The 22,276-nt window shown below is 70.0% G+C and carries 20 protein-coding genes; 18 read left to right on the top strand and 2 right to left on the bottom strand.

The genetic code is table 11. The features are described 5' to 3' along the window. Positions 1–111 precede the first annotated feature (111 nt). From Q8O26_RS13820 to Q8O26_RS13805, 4 genes are all read left to right on the top strand, one after another. Entirely contained in the window at positions 112–1,530 is a 1,419-nt protein-coding gene (locus Q8O26_RS13820; RefSeq protein ID WP_305576545.1) for an amidase, read from the top strand. Between the two features lie 513 nt (positions 1,531–2,043). Then, the gene (locus Q8O26_RS13815) at positions 2,044–2,970 is read left to right on the top strand and encodes a hypothetical protein (protein WP_305576544.1); all 927 of its coding nucleotides are present in this window, start codon (positions 2,044–2,046) and stop codon (positions 2,968–2,970) included. Positions 2,971–3,038: 68 nt separating this feature from the next. After that, the gene (locus Q8O26_RS13810; RefSeq protein WP_305576541.1) at positions 3,039–4,307 is read left to right on the top strand and encodes a pitrilysin family protein; all 1,269 of its coding nucleotides are present in this window, start codon (positions 3,039–3,041) and stop codon (positions 4,305–4,307) included. Beyond that, a complete protein-coding gene (locus Q8O26_RS13805) occupies positions 4,304–4,945 on the top strand; it encodes a GNAT family N-acetyltransferase (RefSeq protein ID WP_371134564.1) in 642 nt (213 codons plus the stop codon). Before Q8O26_RS13810 ends, Q8O26_RS13805 begins: the two co-directional genes overlap by 4 nt. A 12-nt stretch (positions 4,946–4,957) precedes the next feature. Here Q8O26_RS13805 and Q8O26_RS13800 read toward each other — a convergent pair whose 3' ends face one another. Continuing rightward, a complete protein-coding gene (locus tag Q8O26_RS13800) occupies positions 4,958–5,299 on the bottom strand; it encodes a DHCW motif cupin fold protein (RefSeq protein WP_305576539.1) in 342 nt (113 codons plus the stop codon). Positions 5,300–5,312: 13 nt separating this feature from the next. After that, positions 5,313–5,876, bottom strand: coding sequence for a DUF4337 domain-containing protein (locus Q8O26_RS13795; protein WP_305576537.1), 564 nt, complete (start codon positions 5,874–5,876; stop codon positions 5,313–5,315). Between the two features lie 120 nt (positions 5,877–5,996). Here Q8O26_RS13795 and Q8O26_RS13790 point away from each other — a divergent pair, with 120 nt between their 5' ends. The 14 genes from Q8O26_RS13790 to murB form a co-directional block, all read left to right on the top strand. Further along, positions 5,997–6,725 (top strand): TerB family tellurite resistance protein, encoded by a 729-nt coding sequence (locus Q8O26_RS13790; RefSeq protein WP_305576535.1) that lies wholly within the window; start codon positions 5,997–5,999, stop codon positions 6,723–6,725. Further along, positions 6,722–7,507 carry an N-acetylmuramoyl-L-alanine amidase gene (locus Q8O26_RS13785; protein WP_305576533.1) on the top strand — a complete coding sequence of 262 codons (786 nt, stop codon included), beginning with the start codon at positions 6,722–6,724 and terminating at the stop codon, positions 7,505–7,507. The genes Q8O26_RS13790 and Q8O26_RS13785 overlap by 4 nt, the downstream gene beginning before the upstream one ends. 103 nt (positions 7,508–7,610) lie before the next feature. Then, on the top strand, positions 7,611–8,240 hold the full coding sequence (locus Q8O26_RS13780; RefSeq protein ID WP_305576531.1) for an HdeD family acid-resistance protein: 630 nt from the start codon (positions 7,611–7,613) through the stop codon (positions 8,238–8,240). Positions 8,241–8,502: 262 nt separating this feature from the next. Continuing rightward, positions 8,503–9,480: a 16S rRNA (cytosine(1402)-N(4))-methyltransferase RsmH gene (gene rsmH / locus Q8O26_RS13775; RefSeq protein ID WP_305576529.1), complete on the top strand. Its 978-nt coding sequence runs from the start codon at positions 8,503–8,505 to the stop codon at positions 9,478–9,480. Then, positions 9,477–9,875, top strand: a complete 399-nt coding sequence (locus Q8O26_RS13770) for a hypothetical protein (protein ID WP_371134563.1) — start codon at positions 9,477–9,479, stop codon at positions 9,873–9,875. Before rsmH ends, Q8O26_RS13770 begins: the two co-directional genes overlap by 4 nt. Then, positions 9,875–11,620 (top strand): penicillin-binding protein 2, encoded by a 1,746-nt coding sequence (locus Q8O26_RS13765; protein WP_305576527.1) that lies wholly within the window; start codon positions 9,875–9,877, stop codon positions 11,618–11,620. Before Q8O26_RS13770 ends, Q8O26_RS13765 begins: the two co-directional genes overlap by 1 nt. A gap of 93 nt (positions 11,621–11,713) precedes the next feature. Continuing rightward, positions 11,714–13,201 (top strand): UDP-N-acetylmuramoyl-L-alanyl-D-glutamate--2,6-diaminopimelate ligase, encoded by a 1,488-nt coding sequence (locus Q8O26_RS13760; RefSeq protein WP_305576525.1) that lies wholly within the window; start codon positions 11,714–11,716, stop codon positions 13,199–13,201. Continuing rightward, positions 13,198–14,637: a UDP-N-acetylmuramoylalanyl-D-glutamyl-2,6-diaminopimelate--D-alanyl-D-alanine ligase gene (locus Q8O26_RS13755; protein ID WP_305576523.1), complete on the top strand. Its 1,440-nt coding sequence runs from the start codon at positions 13,198–13,200 to the stop codon at positions 14,635–14,637. The genes Q8O26_RS13760 and Q8O26_RS13755 overlap by 4 nt, the downstream gene beginning before the upstream one ends. A 124-nt stretch (positions 14,638–14,761) precedes the next feature. Beyond that, a complete protein-coding gene (gene mraY, locus Q8O26_RS13750; protein ID WP_305576522.1) occupies positions 14,762–15,844 on the top strand; it encodes a phospho-N-acetylmuramoyl-pentapeptide-transferase in 1,083 nt (360 codons plus the stop codon). 1 nt (position 15,845) lies between these two features. Further along, positions 15,846–17,240: a UDP-N-acetylmuramoyl-L-alanine--D-glutamate ligase gene (gene murD / locus Q8O26_RS13745; protein WP_305576521.1), complete on the top strand. Its 1,395-nt coding sequence runs from the start codon at positions 15,846–15,848 to the stop codon at positions 17,238–17,240. A 336-nt stretch (positions 17,241–17,576) separates the two neighbouring features. Beyond that, the gene (locus tag Q8O26_RS13740) at positions 17,577–18,725 is read left to right on the top strand and encodes an FtsW/RodA/SpoVE family cell cycle protein (protein ID WP_305576519.1); all 1,149 of its coding nucleotides are present in this window, start codon (positions 17,577–17,579) and stop codon (positions 18,723–18,725) included. A gap of 1 nt (position 18,726) precedes the next feature. Continuing rightward, entirely contained in the window at positions 18,727–19,830 is a 1,104-nt protein-coding gene (gene murG / locus Q8O26_RS13735; RefSeq protein WP_305576517.1) for an undecaprenyldiphospho-muramoylpentapeptide beta-N-acetylglucosaminyltransferase, read from the top strand. A 264-nt stretch (positions 19,831–20,094) separates the two neighbouring features. Beyond that, on the top strand, positions 20,095–21,504 hold the full coding sequence (gene murC, locus Q8O26_RS13730; protein ID WP_305576516.1) for a UDP-N-acetylmuramate--L-alanine ligase: 1,410 nt from the start codon (positions 20,095–20,097) through the stop codon (positions 21,502–21,504). Between the two features lie 30 nt (positions 21,505–21,534). Then, the coding region (gene murB, locus Q8O26_RS13725; RefSeq protein ID WP_305576515.1) for a UDP-N-acetylmuramate dehydrogenase at positions 21,535–22,276 on the top strand (742 nt) is incomplete at its 3' end.

Raw genomic sequence — 22,276 nt, 5'->3', positions numbered from 1 at the left:
GCGGCCCCCACCCATTCCTCCCGCGCATGTCCCCCGGTCCCTTCGCGCCGCTTGCCGTGGCGGGAGCGCCATTGCACGGTGCCGGCAACGAAGACCCGAGGGGACGCATCCATGGCCGCCGATCTGTCGCTGATCGAGAAGAGCGCAACCGACATCGTCAGGCTGCTGAAGTCCGGCGAGGTGACGCCCATCGACCTCCTCGACACGCTGGAGAAGCGCATCAAGGCCGTCGACGGCAAGGTCAATGCCCTGCCGACCCTGTGCTTCGACCGGGCCCGCAGACGGGCCCGCGCCCTGATGAAGAAGCCGAAGGAGGGCAGGGGCCTCCTGCAGGGCATGCCCGTGCCGATCAAGGACCTCACCGACGTCGCCGGCGTGCTGTCGACGCAGGGCTCCCCCATCTTCAAGGACTTCGTGCCGGAGGTCTCCAACATCCTCGTCGAGCATCTCGAGACCCAGGGCGGCGTCATTTACGCCAAGTCCAACACGCCGGAATTCGGCGCCGGCGCCAATACCTTCAACGAGGTTTTCGGCGCCACGGTGAATCCCTACAATACGAAGCTGTCTGCGGCCGGCTCCTCGGGCGGCGCCGCCGTGGCGCTCGCCACCGGCATGGCCTGGCTCGCCCACGGCTCCGACATGGGCGGCTCGCTCCGCAACCCCGCCAGCTTCTGCGGCATCGTCGGCATGCGCCCCTCGCCGGGCCGGGTCGCCGCGACGCCCGGGACCAAGATCGACGCGACGCTCGGCGTCGAGGGCCCCATGGCCCGCACGGTCACCGATCTCGCGCTGCTGCTCGACGCGATGAGCGGCGATGACCACCGCGACCCGCGCTCGCTCCCCGGCCCGAAGAAGAGCTTCCGTTCCATCCTCAAGGGTCCGTGGCGGCCGAAGCGCGTCGCCTGGTCGCCGGATCTCGGCATCACGCCGGTCGACCCTGAGGTGCGCGCCATCACGGAAGCCGCCGCCAAGCGCTTCAAGGAGGCCGGTGTCATCGTCGAGGAGGCCCATCCCGACTTCTCCGAGGTGCACGAGTGTTTCGGCACGCTGCGCGCCTATGCCTTCGCCACCACCAAGTTCGAGCTCCTCAAGACCCACCGCGACAAGCTCAAGCCCGAGGTCGTCTGGAACATCGAGAAGGGCCTGAAACTCACCATGGACGAGCTGACCCGCGCCGAGGCGCAGCGTCAGGCCATGCTGCGGCGGACCCTCGCCTTCTTCGAGCGCTACGATCTCCTGCTGACGCCGGCCACCATCGTCGCCGCCTATCCGGTGGAGCAGCGCTTTGTCGCCGAATGCGACGGCTTCACCTTCCCCGACTATGTCCAGTGGCTCTCCATCGCCTATGCGCTGACGACGGTCTCCTGCCCCGCCCTGTCGCTGCCCTGCGGCTTCACCCGAGACGGCCGCCCGATCGGCCTGCAGATCGCCGCCCGACCCCATGGCGAGGACCGGGTTCTGGCCGGCGCCAAGATCATGGAGGACATTCTCGGCATCGGCTCGGTGAAGCCGATCGATCCGAGGGGCTGAGCCAGGGCGTAGCGGCCGTGTTGCTATGACAGGTCTCGCCGCTTCACCTCTCCCCGCCGGGGAGAGGTGAGGCCCGCCCGGCAGTGCCCCACTGTCCCGCGCTGTCCATCACCCCCGGCGAGGCCGAAGGCCGATGGAAGGGGGGCAGGAGGGGAAGGGTTGCGGTGTGAGGGAAGGCCCCACCCGCACCCTCCCCACGCTGTCGCGTGGAGAGGGGGACTTCGGCCTCGCTCCTCTGCTCGACCGACGTGCCTGGCGCGACCGTCGATGGCTGCTCCATCAACGGCCGGGCTCGGCGCGACAGCCACGACAGGACGCTACGCGGTAGCCCCCCTCTCCGCGCAGCGGGGAGGGTAAGGGTGGGGCATCGCGGCAAGGTCCTGACGATACCTCGCTGTCCGTCACCCCCGGCGAGCGTTAACGGACCATCCACCGCGATCCGCGGTTTTTGCCCCGGCCTGTCCACCCGGTGTTAAACATCAATCGGGTCGCGAAAGGTTGGGGGAGATGGCCGTGATACGCCACGCCTTGCGGCTCGTCGTCATGATCTGTTGCAGTCTCGCCGCGGTTCCCGCCGCCGCCCAGGACGTGCGTCCCTCTGCCATTCCCGATTTCGACGCGGTGGCGGCCGGCAATCGCGGTTTCGGCGGGTTCTACATCGCCGGCGGCCTCGGCCACAGCCTGCCCGCCCATCGCGACTTCACCATCGTCGACGGTTTCGCCTGCCCGGGCGCCGGCATTCCCTTTCTCGGCCCGGTCTCGGTCGGCGGCGGGTCGGGCTGCCGGACTTCGGCGGGTCTCGCCGGCCTCACCGCCCATGCCATCGCCGGCTGGAACGCCGGCGGGCCGAACGGCTGGATCGCCGGCCTCGAGTTCCGTGGCCGGCTGGGGCGCGAGGGCGGTACCGGCCGGCTCGGTGGATCGGCGCTCGTCGCCATTCCCGGCCTGACGACCTATACCAACACGGCCTCGGGCACCTACCGCGCCAGCCTCGACGGCGGCCTCGCCGTGACCGGCCGCTGGGGCTATGCCTTCTCCGGATTCATGCCATTCCTGCGCGGCGGCCTCGGCGTGGCGCAGCTCACCGAACAGGTCGACTTCGACGCCACGGGCTCGCGGTCCTGTACGCTCGGGCCGCCGGTCTCCTGCACCACCGGCGGGCGGGTCGCGAGCCGCACGTCGCGCTGGCTGCCCTCGGCGGTCTTCGGCGCCGGAATCGAGGTGCCGATCGGCCGCGCCTTCGTCCGGCTCGACGGCGAGGTCGAGGCGGTCTTCTCGCCCTCGCAGAACCTGCTGCAGAATCTCGCCGGCCAGACGCTGGTCACGGCGACCGGTACCGGCACCGGCGCGACGCCGGGCACGGTCGGCCAGGCCTCGCTCCGCTCCGAGAACTGGATCGTCTCGCGCAGGATCATGCTCTCCGGTGGCTTCCGGTTCTGACCGCGCCTCACTATGTTCGGGGGCTCTGAGACCGCGGGATGATCCCGGCGGCAATGACCCCGGCGCTGATGACCACCACCCGAATGACGACGCTTCCCTCCGGCCTGACGGTCGTGACGGACGCCATGCCCCATCTCAAGACCGCCTCGATCCAGGTGACGTTCGGCGTAGGCGGCCGCGACGAGCGGAGCGATGAGCACGGCATCAGCCACCTGCTCGAACACATGGCCTTCAAGGGCACGACCAAGCGCACGCCGCGCGGTCTCGCCGAGGAGATCGAAGCGGTCGGCGGCGACCTCAACGCCGCCACCGCCTCGGAGAACACGTCCTATTACGCCAAGGTGCTGGGCGAGGACCTGCCGGTGGCCATCGACATCCTCTCGGACATCCTCACCGACCCGCAGTTCCACCCGGCCGAACTGGTCAAGGAGAAGAACGTCATCGTTCAGGAGATCGGCGCCGCCGAGGACGATCCCGACGATGTCGTCGTCGACCACTTCATCGCCGAGGCCTATCCCGGCCAGCCGCTCGGCCGCACCATCCTCGGAACGCCGCAGGCGGTGCGGGCGGCGACCCCGGACAAGCTGCGCACCTATATGGGCCGCTCCTATGCGGCGCCGCGCGCCGTGGTGGCGGCGGCCGGCGCCGTCGACCACGACCGCGTCGTCGACGCCATCGCCCGGGCCTTCGAGACGCTGCCGCAGGAGGCCCCGCCCGATTGCGAGAGCGCCCGCTACAAGGGCGGCTCGACGACCATCGTCCGGCCGCTGGAACAGACCAACCTCGTCTTCGGCTTCGAGGGCATGAGCTACCGCGACCCCGACATCTATGCCGTCGGCGTCTTCAACAACCTGCTCGGCGGCGGGCTGTCCTCGCGGCTGTTCCAGGACGTGCGGGAGGACCGGGGTCTCTGCTACGAGATCCACTCCTTCCACTGGTCCTACAGCGATACCGGCGTCTTCGGCATCTCCGCCGGCACCGACCCGGCCGACGCCGTCGACCTGTTCAATCTCACCATGGACGTGCTCAACGCCACGGTGGACGGGGCGAGCGAGGCCGAGGTCGGCCGCGCCAAGGCGCAGATGAAGGTCGGGCTGCTCGGCGCGCTGGAAAGCTCGTCCTCACGCACCGACCAGATGGCGCGGCAGGTGCTCGTCTTCGGCCGCACCCTCGACCTCGAGGAGATCGCCGCGCGGATCGACGCCGTCACCGTCGAGGAGGCCCGCGCCGCGGGCGCAAGGCTGGTCCGCTCGTCGCCGATGACCTTTGCGGCGATCGGACCGAAACGCGGGCTGGACAAGGTGCGAAAGCTGGCGGAACAATTCCGGCCGACATGAACGCCACGACCAAGGTTCCAGCGCCCCGATCGTCAGCAGGCCGGCCCCTGTCGCTGCTGCGGGCGGTGGGCCTCGCCTATAGCGCGCCGGAACCGGTCATCGGCCCGAAGGTCATGCTGCGGATGCCCGACATGGCCGACTACGACGCCTGGATGCGGCTGCGCGAGGCGAGCCGCCACTTCCTCGTGCCCTGGGAGCCGGCCTGGCCTCCGGACGACCTCGGTCGCACGGCCTTCCGCCGCCGCATCGCCCGCTACCGCCAGGACTGGCGGGACGATCAGGGCTACGCCTTCTTCCTCTACCGCAAGGAGGACGGCGCCCTCGTCGGCGGGCTGACGCTTACCAATGTGCGGCGCGGCGTCGCCCAGACCATCTCGCTCGGCTACTGGATGGGTGAGGCCTTTGCCGGCCGCGGCTATATGAGTGCCGGCGTCCGCACCGCGATCCCCTATGCCTTCGGCGTCCTCGGCTTCCGCCGCGTCGAGGCGGCCTGCGTGCCGCAGAACGCCGCCTCGGTGGGGCTGCTGGAGCGGGTCGGCTTCACCCGCGAGGGCCTCGCCCGGCAATATCTCTGCATCAACGGCACGTGGATGGACCACGCGCTTTACGCCTTCGTGCAGGGCGACCGGCTCGGGTGAGGCCGGGCCCCGTCAGTCGACGATGAACAGCCTCGCACCCAGCGGCGCCCGCGAGCGGTGCGCCTCGGCGCCGTCGGCCACCTGGTAGCTCATGCCGGGTTTGAGGACGAAGACGCGGCCGTCCTCCAGCGTGGTCTCCAGTTCGCCGGAAAGGCAGAAGAGCACGTGGCCCTTGGAGCACCAGTGATCCGACACGTAGCCGGCCGAATAGTCGACCATCCGGACGCGGATCGCGTTGCCCTCCGGACCGAAATGCCGGGTGCGCCACAGCGCCTCGCCGACCTCGCCGGGATGATGCGTCGGCTCCACGGTGGACCAGTCTACCGTGCCGAAGGGAATGTCGGACATCTTCATGGCGGAACCCGTGTCAGAACAGGGGGATGAGGCCCGGCTTGAGGAGGCCGATGGCGGAGAAGGCGATGCCGACGACACCGAGCCCGCCGGCGAGGAAGGCCAGCGCCATCGCGCCGGTCACCACCGCGGCCGAGGCCAGCACGATGGCGATCTGGAAGGCCGCCGAGGAAATCTCGAAGTCGTGGTAGCGCTTGTAGGAGACGTCGCGCTTCTTCTCCGCGGCCTGAGCGCGCGTCGACAGCTGGCGCCGGCCCTCGTTGGTCTCCGGCTCGTTGTCCCAGCGGGCGGCGCGGCCGCGCCAGGTCTCGATCTGCCGGCCCATGGCCGCCTTCGCCGCCTCGTCGGCGATGGCATCGCGGGTGACCGCCATGTCCTCGGCGGCGGTGGTCACCGCCGTCATGCGGATGGTCTTGGCCTGGAAGAAGGCCCAGAGGTTCGAGGCCTCCACATTGGCGTTGAGCGCGTCGGTCTGCGAGCTCTTCGCCGCCGTCTCGGCGAGCGCCAGGAACAGCGCGAGGACAGCGATCAGCAGGGCGATCTTCTTGTTCGACGGGTCGATGTGGCCGTGGCCGGACATGGGTGATTCCTCAGGGGACGGGCGCCCGCGAGGCTTTGCCCGCTGCGACGTTCTGGCGCAAGAGGGCTCAAGCGCCCCCTGGCTTTGCCGAATGTCGGTGAACCGATTAAGACAGCCCACATGACCATCTGGGGAAAACTGGCGGGCGCTGCCGCGGGCTTCATGCTGGGCGGGCCGATCGGCGCGCTGCTCGGCGCGCTGGCCGGCCATTTCATCGTCGACGAGCGCCTTCTCGCCCCCGAACCGGGGCCGCCGCTGCAATCGGTCGTCTTCACCATCGGGCTGATCGCGCTGGCCGCCAAGATGGCCAAGGCTGACGGGGTGGTCACCCGCGACGAGGTCGCCGCCTTCCGCCGCCTGGTGGCGGTGGCACCCGAGGACGAGGCCCATGTCGCCCGCCTCTTCGACCTCGCCAAGCAGAGCACGGCCGGCTTCGACGCCTATGCCCGCCAGCTCGCCGAACTCCTGAAGGACGAGCCGGACACGCTCGAGGACCTGATCGACGGCCTCTTCGGCATCGCCACCGCCGACGGCGCGGTTCATGCGGCCGAAAGGGCCTATCTCGCCGAGATCGCCAGCATCTTCAGCCTGTCCGAGCCGGCCTTTGCCCGCATCGAGGCCCGCCATGTCGTCGCCGGCCCGCGCGATCCCTACCGCATCCTCGGCATCGCGCCGGATGCCGCCGACGGCGAGATCAAGCAGGCCTGGCGCGCCCTCGTCCGGCAATATCACCCCGACCGTCTGATCGGGCGCGGCGTGCCGGCGGAGTTCGTCGTCATCGCCACCGGCAAGATGGCCGCCATCAACGAGGCCTATGACGCCCTGCGCCGGGCGAGGGGGTTCGCATGACCGGGTCCTGCGACCATGACCACCACCACGATGGCCCGCTGGAACGGCCGGATTCGCCCTGGGCCGGCGGCCTCGCGCTCTCGCAGAACCATGACGAGCGCCGCGCGCCCGTCGATATCCTGCTGATGCACTATACCGGCATGAAGGACGGCATGGCGGCCCTTCAGCGGCTCTGCGACCCGAACCCGCCGCGCGTCTCCGCCCACTACGTCGTCTTCGAGGACGGTGAGATCGTCCAGTGCGTCGCCGAGAGCCGGCGTGCCTGGCATGCCGGCGCCGGTTCCTGGCAGGGCCGCGAGGACATCAATTCGCGCTCCATCGGCATCGAGATCGTCAATCCGGGTCATGAATGGGGCTACCGGCCCTTTCCCGAGGCCCAGATCGCCGCGGTGATCAACCTGTCGCGCGACATCCTCACCCGCCATGCCATCGCGCCCGCCTGCATTCTCGCCCATTCCGACACGGCCCCGGGCCGCAAGCAGGATCCCGGCGAACTCTTTCCCTGGCAGCGGCTCGCCGACGAGGGCGTCGGACTGTGGGTGCCGCCCGCCCCGCTCCAGCCCGGGCCGACCTATCGCCGCGGCGAGGAGGGACCGCCCGTCCAGGCGCTGCAGGCGCTTCTCGGCATGGCCGGCTACGGCCTCACGGTGACCGGCGTCTTCGACGCCGCGACCGAGGCGGTGGTCACCGCCTTCCAGCGCCACTGGCGGCAGGAGAGGGTGGACGGCATCGCCGACGCCTCGACGCTGCGCACGCTCCGCGACCTCCTCGCGGCACGCTGACCAAAGGTCATGCACCCGCCGCATGGGTGACCTGTCTGATGCTTTGTCTGGGAACCCCGGGAGACCTGGCGCATTGTCTTCGCGCTCCACCGGAGATGCCATCATGACCGACTTCACGCCTTCCGCCGCCGAGACCAGCCCCGCCGAAACCCGAACGGCCCGGTCGCTCGGCGCCCACCTCATTCCGCTGCGCCGCAACTGGGGCTGGCTGATGGGGGCGGGCATCGCTCTCATCGCCCTCGGGCTGTTCGGCCTCGCCGCGGCCAATCTCTTCACGGTGGTGAGCGCCCTGTCCTTCGGCGCGATGATGCTGGTCGGCGGCGGCGTGCTGCTGGCCGATTCCTTCCGGCGCGAAGGCTGGCAGAGCCGGCTGGCGATGATCGCCATCAGCCTGCTCTACATGGCGACGGGCGCCCTGGTCTTCTACAATCCGCTGCAGGCCGTCGTGGCTCTGACGCTCCTCTGTGGCGCCATGCTGGTGGCCGTCGGGATGCTGCGCATCGTCACCGCCTTCCAGATGCGTCCGCTCGCCGTCTGGGGCTGGGTGCTGGCCTCCGGCATGATCTCGCTGCTGCTCGGCCTGTTCATCTTCGTCCAGCTGCCGCAGGCGGCACCCTGGGTGCTCGGCACCTTCCTCGCCATCGAGCTGATCTTCCAGGGCTGGTCCTATGTCTTTCTCGCCATGGCGATCCGCTCCACCTTCGACGGTGTGCAGCCCCGGCCCGTCGCCTGACAGCACGCGCATGGTCACCAAATCCTTGCCGGAAACCGTTTCTTAACGGCCGCCCGCGTTAATGAGGCGTTGACGACACGAGGCCCGCGGACAGGCCCGGTGGGTCGTGATCGTCACCGACGCCCGTGATGCCATGCCGGTCCTGCGAGAGCCGCCGATTCCGACGCCACAGACGCGCGCCCCGCGCGTGCGACCGGCGGCAGGGACGCGCCCGTCCGACCGCCGGCCTCGCCCCGTCGGCGCGGTGCGCGGGAGGATTGGCATGACGGCAGCAGACGGCAGGGGAGGCGCGGGAGAGACGTCCCGGCACGTGCCCGTGCTGCTGGCGGAGGTCGTCGCGGCGCTGGCGCCCGCCGACGGAGAGGTTTTCGTCGACGGCACCTTCGGCGCCGGCGGCTACACCCGCGCCCTTCTGGACACCGCCGCCACTCGCGTTGTCGCCATCGACCGCGACCCGACCGCCATCGCCGGCGGCGCCGAGATGGCGGCGCAATATGCCGGCCGGCTCACCCTGGTCCACGACCGCTTCGGACGCCTCGACGCCGTCGCCGCCGAATGCGGCCACGAGACCGTCGACGCCGTCGTGCTCGATATCGGCGTCTCCTCCATGCAGATCGACGAGGCCGATCGCGGCTTCTCCTTCCGCTTCGACGGGCCGCTCGACATGCGCATGGCACGGGAAGGCGAGAGCGCCGCCGATCTCGTCGCGCAGCTCGAGGAGACCGCCCTCGCCAACCTGATCTACACCTATGGCGAGGAGCGCCTGTCGCGGCACATCGCCAAGGCCATCGTTCGCGAACGTGCCGTCGCGCCGATCGTCACCACAAGGCGCCTCGCCGACATCGTCGCCCGCGTCGTGCGCTCCAAGCCCGGCGACATCCACCCGGCCACCCGCACCTTCCAGGCGCTGCGCATCGCCGTGAACGACGAGCTCGGCGAGCTCGAAGCCGCGCTCGACGCCGCCGAGCGGGTGCTGAGGCCCGGGGGGCGGCTCGCCGTCGTCACGTTCCACTCGCTGGAAGACCGCATCGTCAAGCAGTTCCTCGCCGACCGTTCGGGGAAGAGCCCCGGCGGTTCGCGCCATGCCCCGGCGAGCCGGCCGCCCGAACCGACCTTTACCCTCGTCACGCGCAAGGCGGTGGCGGCCTCCGAGGCCGAAAGCCATGCCAATCCGCGCGCCCGCTCCGCCAAGCTGCGCGCCGCCGCCCGCACCGCCGCACCCGCGAGGACCCGCCGATGATGCGCCTCCTCAACATCGTGGTGCTGGCGGCGCTCGTCACGGCGGCAGCCTATGTCTACAGCATCAAATACGAGGCGGCCCGCCATGCCGGGCAGGTCGCCAGACTGCGGCTCGAGATCAAGCAGGAGCGCGAGGCCATCGCCGAGCTGAAGGCCCAATGGGCGCAGCTCAACAGCCCCGACCGCCTGCAGGCCCTCGCCGAGAAGCACCTCAGGCTGCGGCCGCTCGCCATCAACCAGCTGCACGACCTCGCCAACCTGCCCGAAAAGCCTTTCGTCGACCCCGATCCGATCGGCTCGATGCTGGAGGCCCTGGGGTCCGGGGCTGATCCCGTGACGACGGGTTCGGTGCCTGGCATGCCGCTGCCGCAACGCCGACCGGCAGGAGGCCGCTGATGACCCCACGGCCCTCCTTTCTGATGCGTGTCCGCCACGCCATCGCCTGGGTCCTCGCCGGCCCGCAGTCGGAGCGCCTGAAGAAGGCGAAGGCGCGCGTGCGGCTCGCCATGCTCGGCTTTGCCGTGCTCTACGGCGTCATCGCCGTCAGCCTGGTGCTCTACGTCGTCCGCTACGACAGGACGGCCCAGTCGGGCGTGCGCAGCGCCGAGGCGGTGTCCTCGACCCGCCCTGACATCCTCGACCGCAACGGCGAGGTGCTGGCCACCGACGTGCGCGCCATCTCGCTCTATGCCGAGCCGAAGAAGCTCGCCGCCAGTTTCGACGTGGACGAGGCGACCGAACTGCTCACCGCCGTCCTGCCCGATCTCGACGCCCGCGAGGTGCGCGAGCGCCTGCGCTCGGGCAAGGGCTTCGCCTGGCTGCGGCGCGAGATCACCCCTACCCAGCGCGACCAGATCCACCGTCTCGGCATTCCCGGCGTCGGCTTCATGCGCGAGGCGAAGCGCTCCTATCCCAACGGGCCGACGCTGTCCCACGTCCTCGGCATGGTCAATGTCGACAACCAGGGCCTCGGCGGCATCGAGCGCTACATCGACACCCAGGGCCTCGCCGAACTGCACCGCGCCGGCTTCATCACCGACCGCAACCAGGCTTCGGTTCAGCTCTCCATCGACCTGCGCGTCCAGCACGTGCTGCGCGACGAACTGGTGCAGGCGCATCAGAAGTTCCGCGCCAAGGCGGCGGCCGGCGTCATCGTCGACGTCAACACCGGCGAGGTCGTGGCGCTCGCCTCGATCCCCGATTACGACCCCAACCGTCCCTCGACCGCCGCCGGCTTCGACCGCGCCAACCGCATCACCACCGGCGTCTACGAGATGGGTTCGGTGATGAAGTCGCTGACCACCGCCATGGCGCTGGATTCCGGCCGGTTCACCATCAACTCGACCCTCGACGCCCGTTTTCCCATGGCGGTCGGGCGCCATCAGGTGAAGGATTTCCACGCCCAGCGGCGGGTGCTGACCCTGGCGGAGGTCTTCACCTTCTCCTCCAATATCGGCACCAGCCGCATGGCGCTCACCCTCGGCGGCGAGCATCAGCGCGGCTTCCTGCGCCGGCTCGGCCAGTTCGACCGCGTCGTCACCGAGATCGGGCCGTCCACCGCGCCGCTCGTGCCGCGCCGCTGGGCCGACATCACCGCCGCCACCGTCTCATTCGGCCACGGCATGTCGGTGGCGCCGCTGCAGGCAGTGATGGGCACGGCGGCCCTCGTCAACGGCGGCCGTCTGATCCCGCCGACCTTCCTGCGCCGCACGCAGGAGGAGGCCAATGCCGTCGCCCGCCAGGTCATCCGTCCCGAGACCTCGCAGGCCATGCGCTTCCTGATGCGGCTTAATTCCGAGCGCGGCTCCGGACGGCGCGCCGAGGTCGACGGCTTCTATGTCGGCGGCAAGACGGGCACCTCGGAAAAGGTCATCGGCGGGCGCTATTCCAAGGACAAGAACATCAATTCCTTCATGGCGATCTTCCCGGCCGACCAGCCGCGCTACCTGCTCCTCGTCATGCTCGACGAGCCGCGCGGCATCCCGGAAACCCATGGGCTCGCCACAGCCGGCTTCAACGCTTCGCCGACGGCCGGCCGGATCATTGCCCGCTCCGCGCCGCTGCTCGGCCTGCAGCCCCGTTTCGACATGCCCCCGGCCATGCAGGCGATCCAGGCGGGCTATCGCATGCCCGGACGCTGAGTCGCGGGGCCGCCCCATGGCCGCCACAGTGCCGAACTGATATCCGCCAGGACTGATATCCGCCGAGAGAGAACGCCGAATCCCGTGCCGCCCATGGACCTTTCCGCCCTGCTCGCCGAGGAAGCGCCGCCGGCGCTCGCCGGCCTCGCCGTATCCGGCCTGACCGCCGACAGCCGGGCGGTCGGCGCGGGGACCGTCTTCTTCGCGCTGAAGGGGGAGAAGTCCGACGGCATGGCCTATGCCGCCGCTGCCGCCGTCGCGGGCGCCGCAGCCATCGTCACCGACAAGACCGGTGCGCCGGGCGCCGTGTCCGGCGTTCCCGTCATTGCCGTCGCCAATGCCCGCCTGAGCCTCGCCCTGGCGGCGAGCCGGTTCCACGCCCGCCAGCCCGGCACGATCGCCGCCGTCACCGGCACCTCGGGCAAGACCTCGGTCGCCGCCTTCCTGCGCCAGATCTTCGCGGCCGAAGGCCATGCCGCCGCCTCGATCGGCACGGTCGGCGTCGTCCGGCCCTCCGGCGAGGTCTATGGCGGGCTGACGACGCCCGATCCGGTGACGCTGCATCAGACCCTCGACACGCTTGCCGGCGAGGGCGTCACCCATGTCGCCTTCGAGGCGTCCTCGCACGGTCTCGACCAGCGCCGCCTCGACGGGGTGCGCATCCAGGCGGCCGGCTTCACCAATCTGTCGCGCGACCATCTCGATTATCATCACACTTTCGAGGCCTACCGCGCCGCCAAGCTCAGGCTCTTCACCGATCTCCTTCCGGCGTCCGGCACGGCCGTCGTCATGGCGGGCGAGGAGGGTGACCCCTTCATCGCCGCGGCGCGGGCGCGCGGCCAGAAGCTTATCGTCATCGGTCGTGATCCGGCGCTCGCGACCGACGGCATCGCCATCCTCTCAGAGGCCATCGCCGGCGCCGCCCAGCTGGTCGAGATCGCCGCCTTCGGCCGCCGCCACGCCATCCGCATTCCGCTGCTCGGCCGTTTCCAGGTCGACAACGCCCTGGTCGCGGCGGGGCTCGCCATCGGCTGCGGCATCGCCCCGGATCGCGCCTTCGCGGCCCTTGCCGGTCTCGAGGGCGCCAGGGGCCGCCTCGAATTCGTCGGCGCCAAGGATGGTGCCCCCGTCGTCGTCGACTATGCCCACAAGCCCGGCGCCCTCGAGACGGTGCTCGACGCCGCCCGCCCCTTCGCCACCGGCCGCCTCGTCGTGGTGGTCGGCTGCGGCGGCGACCGCGATCCCGGCAAGCGGCCGATGATGGGCCACATCGCCGTCGACAAGGCCGACCGCGTCATCGTCACCGACGACAATCCGCGCTCCGAGGACCCGGCGGCGATCCGCGCCCAGATCCTCGCCGCGGCTCCGGGGGCCGAGGAAATTGCCGACCGCGCCGAGGCGATCCGCGCCGCCGTCCGCGACCTTGCGGCCGGGGATCTCCTGGTGATCGCCGGCAAGGGTCACGAGACCGGACAGATCGTCGGCACCACGACGCTGCCCTTCTCCGACCACGAGGTCGCGGCCGACGCGATCCGCGCCTTCTCCTCTTCCAGCCCCGCCGTGAAAGGGCCCGCCGCATGAGCCAGCAGCCGCTGTGGACCACCGAAGCGCTGGCCCGCGCCATGGGCGGCCGCCTGACCGGCCAGCCGGCCGCCACGGTCTCGGACATTTCCATCGACACCCGCACGCTCGTCGCCGGCGAGGCCTATGTCGCCATCAAGGGCCTCGCCCATGACGGCCATGCCTTCGTCCAGGCGGCGCTCGACAAGGGCGCTGCGGTCGCCGTCGTGTCGCAGGACTGGGCGCAGGCGGCCCCTCCCGGCGCCTATATCGTCGTCGCCGACCCGCTGAAGGCTCTGGAAAAGGCCGGCGCCGTCGCCCGCGCCCGCACCGCCGCGAAGATCGTCGCGGTGACCGGATCCATCGGCAAGACCTCGACCAAGGAGGCGCTGGCCCATGTCCTGTCTCGCGAGGGCCGCACCCATGCGCCGCCGAAGAGCTTCAACAACCATATCGGCGTGCCGCTGACCCTGTCCCGCATGCCGGCGGCGAGCCAGTTCGGCGTCTTCGAGATCGGCATGAACCATGCCGGCGAGATCACGCCGCTCAGCCGTCTGGTGAAGCCCGACATCGCCGTCATCACCAATGTCGAGGCCGTGCATATCGAGAATCTCGGCACGATCGAGGCCATCGCCGACGCCAAGTCGGAGATCTTCGCCGGTGTCGAACATGGCGGGGCGGCGGTACTGCCGCGCGACAGCCGGCATTTCGACCAGCTTGCCCGGGCGGCGCGCGCCGCCGGCATCGAGACGATCGTCACCTTCGGCGAGCATGAGGAGGCCGACGTCCGCCTGCTGCGTGTCGTCCTCGCCGCCGATTGTTCGACCGTCTTCGCCCGGGTGATGCAGACCGACGTCACCTACAAGCTCGGCTCGCCCGGCCGCCACCTCGTCATGAACTCGCTCGCCATCCTCGCAGCCGCCAAGCTCGCCGGCGCCGATCTCGCCCTCGCCGCGCTGACGCTCGGCGAGACGCGCGCCGTGGCCGGCCGGGGCGAGCGCAGCCAGCGGCGCCTCGCCTCGGGCTCGTTCACCCTGCTCGACGAGAGCTACAACGCCAATCCGGTCTCGGTGCGCGCGGCGCTCGCCGTACTCGGCACCGCGCCAAAGGGCCCCGAGGGCCGCCGCCTCGCCGTCCTCGGCGACATGCTGGAGCTCGGGCCGGAGGCCGCGGATCTGCATGCCGGGCTGGCGGAGGCCGTCGAGAAGGCCGGCATCGACCTCGTCTTCTGCTCCGGACCGCTGATGGAACATCTCTGGAAGGCCTTGCCGCCGCACCGGCGCGGGGCCTATGCCGCGACATCGGCGGAACTCGGGGCCCTGGTGATCCGTGCGCTGAGGGCGGGCGACGTCGCCATGGTCAAGGGCTCGCGCGGCAGCCTTATGGCGCCTCTCGTCGAGACGCTGAAGCAGAGGTTCCCGCCCGTTCCGGCGGACGAGCACCAGGGCGCCACCTGACCGCCCGCGGCGGCGGGCATTGCGTCCGTCCCGCGGCAAGGCATATCGAAGCAGACGAGACCGGGGGCGGCAGCGGTGATTCGCGCCGGGCACTGCGGCGCGACGGACCGAAAGACTGACGACGATGTTCGCCTTCCTTGCCGAATTCTCCGGCGTCTTCTCGCCGCTCAACATCTTCCGCTACATCGCGTTCCGCACCGGCGGCGCGATTTTCACCGCCCTGATCTTCGTCTTCCTGTTCGGCCCGGGGCTGATCCAGCTCCTGCGCCTGAAACAGGGCAAGGGCCAGCCGATCCGCGAAGACGGACCCGAGACGCATCAGGCCAAGAAGGGCACGCCCACCATGGGCGGACTGATGATCCTCTCCGGCCTGCTGGTGGCGACGCTGCTCTGGGCCAATCTGCGCAGCCCCTATGTCTGGATCCTGCTCTTCGTCATGCTCGGCTTCGGCGCCATCGGCTTCTATGACGATTATCTCAAGGTGACGAAGCAGAGCCATGCCGGCTTCTCCAGCAAGGCCCGCCTGGCGCTGGAATTCCTCATTGCCGGCCTTGCAGTCACTGCGGTCATGATGGTGACGCGCGAGCCGCTGAACACCTCGATCTTCTTCCCCTTCATCAAGGACCTGTCGATCAATATCGGCTATCTGATGATAGTGTTCGGGGCCTTCGTCATCGTCGGGTCGGGCAATGCGGTGAACCTCACCGACGGCCTCGACGGCCTCGCCATCGTGCCGGTGATGATCGCCGCCGGCACTTTCGGGATCATCGCCTATCTGTCGGGCAACGCCTTCTTCGCCAACTACCTGCAGATCACCCACGTGCCCGGTACCGGCGAGATCATCGTCATCATCGGCGCCTTGATAGGCGCCGGCCTCGGCTTCCTGTGGTTCAACGCGCCACCGGCCCAGATCTTCATGGGCGATACCGGCTCCCTGGCTCTGGGCGGCCTCATCGGCACCATCGCCGTGGCGGTGAAGCACGAGATCGTGCTGCTCGTCGTCGGCGGCCTCTTCGTGCTGGAGGCGGTCTCGGTCATCGTCCAGGTCGTCTCCTACAAGCTCACCGGCAAGCGCGTCTTCCGCATGGCGCCGATCCACCACCATTTCGAGAAGAAGGGCTGGTCGGAATCGCAGGTCGTGGTCCGCTTCTGGATCATCGCCTTCGTCCTGGCGCTGGCCGGCCTGTCGACGCTGAAGCTCCGGTGACATGATCCCCGTCACGACCTTCAGGGGCGAAGCCGTCGCCGTCTTCGGTCTCGGCGGCTCGGGCCTCGCCACCTGCGCCGCGCTGGCGGCCGGCGGCGCCCGCGTCATCGCATGGGACGACAATCCCGCCTCCGTGACCAAGGCCGTGGCGGCCGGCCATGAGACCGCCGACCTGCGCAGCCTGGACTGGACCGGCGTCGCCGCCCTGGTCCTCGCCCCCGGCGTGCCGCTGACCCATCCGGCGCCGCACTGGAGTGTCGGCCTCGCCCGCGCCCGCGGCGTCGAGATCCTCGGCGACATCGAGCTCTTCTGCCGCGAGCGGCGGGCAACGGTTCCCCGCTCGCCCTTCGTCGCCATCACCGGCACCAACGGCAAGTCGACGACGACGGCGCTGATCGCCCATATTCTCGCCGCGAGCGGCCGCGATCCGCAGATGGGCGGCAATATCGGCACGGCGATCCTGTCGCTCAGCCCCCCCGCCGCCGGCCGCAGCCATGTCATCGAGTGCTCCTCCTTCCAGATCGACCTGACGCCCTCGATCGACCCCTCGGTCGGCATCTGCCTCAACGTCACGCCCGACCATCTCGACCGCCACGGGACGCTGGAGCTCTATGCCGGCGTCAAGGAGCGGCTCGTCGCCGGCGTGCAGCCGGGCGGCACCGCCATTCTCGGCATCGACGACCGCCACAGCCAGGCCATGGCCGACCGGGCCGAGCGGGCGGGGCACCGGACGGTGCGGATCTCGATCCGCAATCCCGTCGCCGACGGTCTCTGCCTCGATGGTGCCGACATCCTCCGCATGAAGGCGGGGGCGGCGGTGGAACGCTTCTCGCTCGCCGCGGCGGGCGCGCTGCGCGGTACCCACAACGCCCAGAACGCCATGGCCGCCTATGCCGCCTGCGAGGCGCTCGGCCTGACCCATGCCGAGATTGTCCGCGCCATGCTGACCTTTCCCGGCCTTGCCCATCGCATGGAGCAGGTCGGGCGCATCGGCAGGGTGCTCTTCGTCAACGATTCCAAGGCCACCAACGCCGATTCCACCGAGAAGGCGCTGGCTGCCTTCTCCGACATCTACTGGATCGCCGGCGGTACGCCGAAGGAGGGCGGCATCGCCCCGCTGGCCCGCTTCTTCCCGCGCATCCGCAAGTCCTACCTGATCGGCAAGTCGGCGGAGGATTTCGCCCGGACCCTCGGCGGCCATCCCCATGTCGTCGCCGGCACCCTCGACAAGGCCGTGGCCCTGGCGGCGGCGGATGCCGCGGCGGACGGCGCCGCCGATCCCGTCGTGCTGCTGTCGCCGGCCTGCGCCAGCTACGACCAGTTTCCCAATTTCGAGATCCGTGGCACCGCCTTCCGCGATCTGGTGCTCGCCATGCCGGGGGTCGAGAAGGCGTGAGACGGCCGTACGCTGTCTCACGGGGTGAGGGACGGATGAAGAATGCCCCACCCTTACCCTCCCCTCGCTGCGCGAGGAGAGGGGGGCTTCGGCGTCGAAGCGTACTGGCCTCGGTTGCGCCGGGCACGTCGGCAGGGACAAAAAAACGGGCCGTCAAAGTCCCCCTCTCCTCGCGTGAGCGAGGGGAGGGTACGGGTGCGGCCATGGGTGTCGTGGCTCCTGCCACCAGCAAAGGCCCCACCATCCCGCGCGGTTAACGAAGCGTTGAGCCGATCCCTCTAATCTCGCCGCCGGGGCCCGTTCTGCGGGCGCATTCACGCATGGCGGGGACGGGGCATGATCTCCAGGGCTGAACGCACGGCCTTCGGCGAATGGTGGTGGACCGTCGACCGGCTGCTGCTCGCGGCCCTGTTCGGGCTGATGCTCGCCGGCATCGTCCTGTCGCTGGCGGCCTCCCCCGCCATCGCCCACCTCCACCGCCTCGATACGTTCCACTTCGTCAACCGCCAGGTCATCTTCCTGATCCCAGCGACGATCATGCTCATCGCCACCTCTTTCCTGTCGCCCTACTGGGTCCGGCGCCTCGCCCTGGTCGCCTTCCTCGGTTCGCTTGTTCTCGTCGTCGCGACGCTCTTCGTCGGGGCCGAGATCAAGGGCGCGCGGCGCTGGCTCAATTTCGCCGGCGTCACCCTGCAGGCCTCCGAGTTCCTCAAGCCCGCCTTCGTCGTGCTCGCCGCCTGGCTCTTCGCCGAGAGCGCCAAGCGTCCGGAAATGCCGGCGAACCTCCTCGCCATGCTGCTCCTCGGAATCACGGTGACGCCGCTGATCCTGCAGCCGGATGTCGGCCAGACCTCGCTCGTCATCGCCGTCTGGGCGGCTCTCTTCTTCATGGCGGGCATGCGCTGGCTCTGGGTCTTCGGCCTCGCCGGAGTGGGCGCCGCCGGCATCGGCGCCGCTTACTTCACCTTCCCGCACGTGCGTCGGCGCATCGACAAGTTTCTCGAGCCGGGCACCGCCGACACCTTCCAGGTCGACGTCGCCATCGACGCCTTCCAGCAGGGCGGCTGGTTCGGCAAGGGACCGGGCGAGGGCACGGTCAAGCGCATCATCCCCGACAGCCACACCGACTTCATCTTCGCCGTGGCGGCGGAGGAGTTCGGCGCCGTCCTCTGCCTCGTCATCATCGCCATCTTCGCCTTCGTGGTGCTGCGCGCGCTGAACCACGCCCTCAAGGACGAGGACCCGTTCTGCCGCTTCGCCGTCGCCGGGCTCGCGATCCTCTTCGGCCTGCAGAGCTGCATCAATCTGATGGTCAACCTCCACCTGATCCCGCCGAAGGGCATGACCCTGCCCTTCGTCTCCTACGGCGGCTCCTCACTGGTCGCGCTGGCCTTCGGCATGGGCATGCTCATCGCCCTGACGCGGCGACGGCCGCGCGCCGAGACGATGGCCGAGCTCAGCCACTATCAGGCGAGCCGGACCTGACATGAAGCAGCCCCTCGTCCTCGTCTGCGCCGGCGGCACCGGCGGCCATCTCTTCCCCGCCGAGGCCCTGGCGGTGGCGCTGGCCGCCCGCGGCTGCCTCGTCGATCTGGTCACCGACGAGCGGGCGGAGCAATACGGCCGGGCCTTTCCCGCCCGCGCCACCCATATCGTCTCCTCTGCGACGATCGCCTCGAAGAACCCGATCGCCCTGGCGAAGGCCCTCTTCGCGCTGGGCAGCGGCTATCTCCATGCCCGCAAGATCATCACCGTGCTGAAGCCCGCCGCTGTCATCGGCTTCGGCGGCTATCCGACGCTGCCGCCGATGTTTGCGGCGACCCAGGTCGGCGTGCCCACCCTCATCCACGACCAGAACGCCGTGATGGGCCGCGCCAACCGCCAGCTCTCCGGCCGCGTCACCGCCATCGCCACCTCCTTTCCCGGCGTGCTCGACGGCAACCCGACACTCGCCGGCAAGGCGTCCTTCACCGGCAATCCCGTGCGCCCGATGGTCATCGCAGCCGCGGCGACCCCCTATAATGCGCCGGTGGCCGGTGGGCCGTTCCGGCTCTGCGTCTTCGGCGGCAGCCAGGGCGCCCGCGTCATGAGCGAGATCGTGCCGCCGGGCCTCGAACAGGTGGACGCCGCCCTGCGTTCCCGTCTCCATCTCGTGCAGCAGGCGCGCGCCGAGGACCAGGCCGCGGTCGAGGCGACCTATGCCCGGCTCGGGGTGACCGCCGAGGTCGCGCCGTTCTTCGTCGACCTGCCGGCGCGGCTCGCCAGCGCCCATCTCGTCATCGCCCGCTCCGGCGCCTCCACCGTCGCCGAGCTGTCGGTCATCGGCCGGCCCTCGATCCTCGTGCCGCTGCCCCATGCGCTCGACCAGGACCAGCTGATGAACGCCGCGACGCTGGCGAGTGCCGGTGCCGCCACCATCGTCAAGCAGGCCGACTTCACGCCCGACTGGCTCGCCGGCGAACTCACACGGCTGCTCGCCGATCCGGCGCCGCTCGTCGCCGCCGCCGCCGCCGCCCGCGCCCAGGGTCATGCCGACGCTGCCGACCGGCTCGCCGATCTGGTGATGACGACCGCGGGGCTGACATCGTGACGCATCGTCGGGAAGGCCCCACCCGCACCCTCCCCGCGCTGCGGGCGGAGAGGGGGACTACGGCCCCCCGGGTACCCGTACGGCCTTTGCGCCGGGCGCGACGCTCGCAGAAGGTCGCAGCCGTCATAGTCCCCCTCTCCGCGCAGCGGGGAGGGTAAAGGTGGGGCCCTTCTGGCCTCAATGGCCCAGCCTGTTTTCGTCCTTCATGCAGCCCCAATTCTCCCGCTTCTGACCGCACCCTTCGAATCCGCTAGAAGACGCCCCATGAAACTGCCTCGCGACATCGGACCCATCCACTTCATCGGCATCGGCGGCATCGGCATGTCCGGCATCGCCGAGGTCCTGCTCAACCTCGGCTACAAGGTGCAGGGGTCGGACGCCGCCGAGGGCTACACGATCAAGCGGCTGAAGGACCGGGGCGCCACCATCACCATCGGCCATGCCGCCGAGAACCTCGCCGCCGCCGAGGTCGTGGTCGTCTCCACCGCCATCCGCCGCGACAATCCAGAACTCGTCGCCGCCCGCGAGCGGCGCATCCCCGTGGTGCGCCGCGCCGAGATGCTGGCCGAGCTGATGCGGCTGAAGTCCTGCGTCGCCATTGCCGGCACCCATGGCAAGACCACCACGACCTCGATGGTCTCGACACTGCTCGACGCTGGCGGTTTCGATCCGACCATCGTCAATGGCGGCATCATCAACGCGCTCGGCACCAACGCCCGCCTCGGCGCCGGCAACTGGATGGTGGTCGAGGCTGACGAGAGCGACGGCTCCTTCCTGAAGCTGCCGGCCGACGTCGCCATCGTCACCAATATCGACCCCGAGCACCTCGACCATTACGGCAATTTCGACGCCGTGAAGACGGCCTTCCGGTCCTTCATCGAGAACCTGCCCTTCTACGGCTTCGGCGTCATGTGCATCGACCATCCGGTCGTGCAGGACATGGTCGGCGCCATCGCCGACCGCCGCGTCGTCACCTATGGCGAAAATCCGCAGGCCGACGTGCGCCTCGTTGACGTCGACCTCAGCGGCGGACAGTGCCGGTTCAAGGTGCAGTTCCGCGACCGCGCCGGCGCCCTCCGCGAGGAGATCGACGACCTCGTCCTGCCGATGCCTGGCCGCCACAATGCGCTGAACGCCACCGCGGCCATCGCCGTGGCCCACGAGCTCGGCATGGCCGGCCCGCAGATCCGCAAGGCGCTGGCCGGCTTCGGCGGGGTCAAGCGCCGCTTCACCAAGACCGGCGAATGGAACGGCGCGGCGATCTTCGACGATTACGGCCACCATCCCGTGGAGATCACGGCGGTGCTGAAGGCGGCCCGCGCCTCGACCGAGAGCCAGGTCATCGCCATCGTCCAGCCGCACCGCTACACGCGACTCGCCTCGCTGTTCAACGAGTTCTGCACCTGCTTCAACGACGCCGACACGGTGATCGTCGCCGACGTCTATGCGGCTGGCGAGCAGCCGATCCCCGGCGCCTCGCGGGACGACCTCGTCTCCGGGCTGAGGACGCGCGGCCACAAGTCGGTCATCGCGCTGGAGAGCCCCGCCCGGCTCGCCAGCATCGTCGCCGGCCTCGCCGGGCCGGGCGACTACGTCATCTTCCTCGGCGCCGGCAACATCACGCAATGGGCCTATGCCCTGCCGGGCGAGCTCGAGAAGCTGGCGCGGGACTGAACGGCCGTGGAAAGCCGCGGAGGGCCGCCCATGTTTGACGACATCACGCCGCTTCTGCGCAGCCTCGCGCCGGACCTGCGCGGCAGGCTGGCCGCCAACGAGGCGATGGCGCCGCTCACCTGGTTCCGTGTCGGCGGGCCGGCGCAGGTGCTGTTCACGCCCGAGGACGAGGCCGACCTCGCCTATGCCCTGTCGAAATTCCCCGCCGACCTGCCGGTCATGCCGGTCGGGGTGGGCTCCAACCTCATCGTCCGCGACGGCGGCGTCGCCGGCATCGTCGTCCGCCTCCGCCCCCGCGGCTTCGGCGAGGTGACGGTTGCGGGCACGCGCATCACCGCCGGCGCCGTGGCCCCGGACCGCCGCGTTGCGGAGGCCGCGGCGGCAGCCGGGCTCGGCGGGCTCGAATTCTACCACGGCATTCCCGGCACCATCGGCGGCGCCCTGACCATGAATGCCGGCGCCAATGGCGGCGAGACCAAGGACGTGCTCGTCGAGGCGCGCGCCGTCTCCCGCGACGGCGCGGTCATGACCCTCAGCAACGCCGCCATGAACTTCGCCTATCGCAAGTCCGATGTCGGCCGCCCGGTCATCTTCACCGGCGCCGTCTTTCAAGGGCTGCCCACCGACCCCGCCGTCATCCGCGAACGCATGGAGGCCGTCCAGCATCACCGCGAGACGGAGCAGCCGATCCGCGAGAAGACCGGCGGTTCCACCTTCACGACCCCGCCGGGACATTCCGCCTGGAAGCTGGTCGACGCCGCCGGCTGCCGCG

This window comes from Phreatobacter sp. (assembly GCF_030691135.1).
Taxonomy (GTDB): domain Bacteria; phylum Pseudomonadota; class Alphaproteobacteria; order Rhizobiales; family Phreatobacteraceae; genus Phreatobacter.
This window is presented reverse-complemented; position numbering and strand designations above follow the sequence as displayed.